Below are 4,273 nucleotides of genomic sequence, written 5' to 3' on the forward strand. Positions count from 1 at the left end.
AAGCCCGCTCCGTACCGCCTAGCGGTTGGTGTCGGGTAGTTTACATAGCCGCGGCCAACATGCTTAGTTTAATGGCTATTTCGGTTCCGCAAAGTAACCAATTGTTCAGCAGATCGGGGACTAGAGGCAGCCCCTGTAGCTTGTTCGCGAAAGCGTCACGCAGCGGTAAGGGCGCGATCCAACAATTCCATCGGGTGATAGATGGGGATCCCGGCTTTGCCCTGTAGGCGCAGATGTTTCTGGATTTGTAGGCGGCAGCCGATATTGGCAGAGACAATCCCCTGAGCACCGGTGTTAAGCAAGTTCTTTACCTTCTGGGATCCCAGCTCATCCGCCACCTGGGGTTGCAACAGGTTGTAGACGCCGGAGCTGCCACAGCAGAGGGCCGCATCGACGGGATCCCGCAGCTCCAGCCCCGGGATTTGCCGCAGCAGGTGTCGAGGTTCCTGGCTGAGCCGCTGCCCATGCAGCATGTGACAGGCATCCTGGTAGACCAGCACCAGGGGTTCCGGCTGTAGCGGATGTAGAGGAGCCGTTAACCCCACCTGGGCGAGAAACTCCTGAATATCCCTGACTTGAGTGGCAAATCGGGCTGCTTTCTCCTTGTAGTCGGGATCCCTGGCCAACAGGTGGCCATACTCCTTCAGGGTATGCCCGCAGCCAGAAGCGTTGATCAGAATGGCATCCAACTCGTAATCGGCAAAGGCATCGATCATCTGGCGGGCCAGGGTTTCCGCCTGCTGCAGTTGCCCTTGATGGTGGGGCAAGGCCGCACAACAGCCCTGGACAGGCGGGATCACCACCTCACAGCCGTTGTGGGTCAAGACGCGAATGCTGGCCTCATTCACCTGCGGGGCAAACAGGCGCTGCACGCAGCCCAAAATGAGTCCCACCCGGAAACGGCGTTCTCCCACCGCCGGGATCCGCTCAGGGTAACGCTTGGGCAGCAGTTGCTCCACCTTCAGGGGGGGCATCAGGGATTCCATGGCCGCCAAACGCGGGGAGACCTTTTCCAGACCCTTTCGGATCCAAGCGCCGATCCCCATTTTTTGGTACAGCCAGAGAGGCCACAGCAGCGGTTGCAGCCGCTCCGGGTAAGGAAACACCGAGAAGATGAACTGGCGGTAAAGCCGATCCCAAAGGCTACGTGGGTAGTTGCGTTCGATTTGCGGGCGGGTGGCGGCAATTAAGCGGTCATATTGCACCCCCGATGGACAGGCCGTAACACAGGCCAAACAGCCCAAACAACTGTCGAAGTGGGAAACCGTAGCCGCCGAGAGGGAGATTTGACCTTGGTTGAGAGCCTCCATCTGATAGATGCGCCCCCGCGGCGAGTCCGTCTCTTTGCCGATGACACGGTAGCTGGGGCAGGTGGTCAGGCAAAACCCGCAATGCACGCAGGCATCGATCAGCTTCGGATCCGGGGGATCCACGCCGTCAAAACTTGGCCCTTTGTATACGTTCATCGGCCTCTAGCTCTCAGCACAAAAGCCTGCTGTACAGACTCAATCTTGCCTTTTGGCTTGTTTTGGGGTTTTGGAGGTGCCCCCGTTTCCTGCATCTTAATCCGGGAACAAAGCGGCTGAGGCGTTCTATCCAGATCCAGACGCTCCTTTCGTCCGTACTACCCTGAAGAAGGGACTCCCCGGACGGATTCCCTCTCAATCGATCCCTCGTTAACCCTCTTCGAGTTGTCTGTGCTCTGCACAGCACGGAGTGCTATGAAAGTGCAACACCTCTTCACCTCAGCTCTTGTGGGCGCAGCCCTCTCCAGTTTGAGCCTGCCCACCGCCGCTCTGGCCCAAGCCAACCTGCGGGAACTCCCTCCAGACCTGGCAGAACAGCTAACCACAGAGCAAATTTTGCAAGCCTGCGCCAACAACCAAGCAGATACTTTGCCCAGCCCTTTCCCGGATGTGGTGCCAAGCGATTGGGCCTACAAGGCAGTGCTTACCCTCTACTACTGTGGAGCCTACCGAGGGGCCATTCCACCGGAGCAATTCCGGCGCTACTTGGAGCAACAACGGGGATCCCAAACTTAGGTGGGCCTGCACCTCAAGCCGGATACATCTCCTGGATGAGGTGGGCATAGCGCTCAGCCACCGGGTTGCGCTTGATCTTCAGGGTCTGGGTCATAAGGCCGTTTTCCACGCTCAGCGGCTCCGGCAAGAAGCGAAAGTCGCTGACCTGCTCGTCGGGCCGGTAGCCAGGGCGTTCTTGGATGCGGCGGCGCACCTCCTGCAAAATCAAGGTGCGGGTCTGGGGCTGGGCCAGCAGCTCGGCATCCTCAGCCGGGATCCCTTGCTCGGCAGCCCAGGCTTTGAGGGCATCGAGGTTGGGGTAGATGAGGGCAGCCAATTTCTTTTGGTCTTGCCCGACGATCACGATCTGACTGATGTAAGGAGACTGCAGACAAGCATCTTCCAGCGGCTGGGGCTCGATGTTCTCCCCATTGAGTAGGACAATGACATCCTTGGCTCTGCCGGTGATCACCAGTTGCCCGTCGGGGGTGAGCCAGCCCAGATCCCCGGTTTCAAACCAGCCGTCGGAGCTGAGCACCTTGGCGGTGGCTTCCGGGTTGTTGTAGTAGCCCATCATCACCTGCGGGCCACGGGCCAGGATCAACCCTTTTTCTTGTGGCGGCAGCGGCTGTCGAGTTTCAGGATCCACAATGCGAAACTCCGTCCCCGGCAGAGGGGGGCCAGCCGTACCGCGCACATTGTTGTCTGGACGCCGCGCGCACAACACCGGCGAAGTTTCGGTGAGGCCGTAGCCATTCAAGATGGAAATGCCCACCACCTCGTAGAACAGATCCAAGTAGGCAGGCAGGGATCCACCGCCGCTGATGGCATGTTGAAAATTGGGGCCCAACGCCCGTCGTACCTTGCGGTAGATCAGCACATCGGCCAATCGGTGCAGGGGCCAGAGCAGCCAATGTTGCAGGCGAGCCTGCAGGCGCACCCAGGGGCTGACTCCGTAATGCAAAATCGACTGGTTGCGAGCTATCCGTCCAGAGAGCACATGGCTCTCGCTCACGGCCATCAGAGCGCGGATCAGCCGCTGCATCAGGGGGCTTTTCTCCTTGAATTGCCGTTGGATCCCTTCATAAACGGTTTCCCAAATCCGCGGCACTGCCACCAGAAAATGGGGGTGCTCCTGTTGGAAATCTTGTTTGATAAAGCGAGGGCTGGTATAGACCAGCATGCAGGCACGGCTGAGGAGAAAATACTCGCAAGCCCGCTCATAAGAGTGCCAAGTGGGCAGAATGGTCAACACCTTATTCCCCGGTTGTGGCTGTACGACCACGCCCAAGTTCTCCACCTGGTGCATCAGGTTGCCGTGGCTGAGCATCACCCCCTTGGGCCGACCGGAGGTGCCGGAGGTGTAGATGATGGTGGCCAGTTGGGATCGCTCCAGCTTTGGGGGTTGGTAGGTGTGTTCCCGACCCTTTTGCAGCCATTGGGAAAAGTTCAGCACCCCTGCTTCCTGCTCATCGGAAAGCAACAGCAGCCGTTCCAGGCCCAGCTCCTGCACATCCGGCCGGATCCGCCTCAGGGTCTTCAGATCCTGAGCAATCAGGGCCGTGCTACCGGAGTGGCGCAAGATGTAGCCCAGCTCACTGGGATCCGCCACAGCGCTGCGGGGCACATTCACAGCTCCCGTGAACATCGTGGCCAGATCGGCCATCAGCCAGCGGGGGGAGTTATCGGCAAAAATGGCCACCCGATCCCCCGGGCAAATGCCCAAAGCCTGCAGGCCAGCCGCCAGGGTTTGAATGCGGCGAAACAGCTCTCCATAAGACATCTCGAAAACTGGCTGCGCGTGGGGATCCCGTAGGGCAACCTGACCGGCAAACTCTTCCGCCAGCACTTGCCAAACGTTCAGCAGCGTCGTCTCAGGGGCAGTGGGAGTAGCAGAAGCGGCAGCAGTTGTCATAGATCTGTACCGTAAATTACGTTTACAGTCTATTAAACCCAGCCTCTCTCCCCAGGTGTCGCTAGGACAGTTCCCAGCCTGTCACCCCATTCACCATCTTCCCCTTGCGGGGAAAAGGTAGGGATCAACACTATAAAATCTTGCGCTGGCAGAACCAGGGTGGTGATTGCTCGCCCCGGCAGATTGCGCACAAAACTTTACAATTTTGATCAAACCGGATCCCACATCTCCCATGGGGATCCCGGCTGTAAGCTTCATGTAAACTACCCGACACCGACCGCTAGGCGGTACGAAGCGGGCTTTTAGTAGCCCTGCAGTTAGCAAGCCAACCGCGAGC

The 4,273-nt window shown here is 58.8% G+C and carries 3 protein-coding genes; 1 reads left to right on the forward strand and 2 read right to left on the reverse strand.

From position 1 onward, the window contains the following. Positions 1-155: 155 nt before the first annotated feature. Complete coding sequence (locus NW843_RS11135; protein ID WP_414522971.1) at positions 156-1,466, reverse strand: (Fe-S)-binding protein; 1,311 nt, start codon at positions 1,464-1,466, stop codon at positions 156-158. 255 nt (positions 1,467-1,721) lie between these two features. On the opposite strand from NW843_RS11135, the gene NW843_RS11140 reads away from it, so the two are divergent. Then, positions 1,722-2,042, forward strand: a complete 321-nt coding sequence (locus tag NW843_RS11140) for a hypothetical protein (RefSeq protein WP_414331146.1) — start codon at positions 1,722-1,724, stop codon at positions 2,040-2,042. A 13-nt stretch (positions 2,043-2,055) separates the two neighbouring features. On the opposite strand, the gene NW843_RS11145 is transcribed toward NW843_RS11140, so the two are convergent. Further along, entirely contained in the window at positions 2,056-3,936 is a 1,881-nt protein-coding gene (locus NW843_RS11145) for an AMP-dependent synthetase/ligase (protein WP_414522972.1), read from the reverse strand. Between the last annotated feature and the right edge of the window lie 337 nt (positions 3,937-4,273).

The organism is Synechococcus sp. R5-12 (assembly GCF_047502655.1).
Taxonomy (GTDB): domain Bacteria; phylum Cyanobacteriota; class Cyanobacteriia; order Thermostichales; family Thermostichaceae; genus Thermostichus.

Coding starts and splice junctions, on each gene's coding strand:
- NW843_RS11135 (WP_414522971.1), bottom strand. CDS start 1,466: ATGAACGTATACAAAGGGCCAAGTTTTGACGGCGTGGATCCCCCGGAT.
- NW843_RS11140 (WP_414331146.1), top strand. CDS start 1,722: ATGAAAGTGCAACACCTCTTCACCTCAGCTCTTGTGGGCGCAGCCCTC.
- NW843_RS11145 (WP_414522972.1), bottom strand. CDS start 3,936: ATGACAACTGCTGCCGCTTCTGCTACTCCCACTGCCCCTGAGACGACG.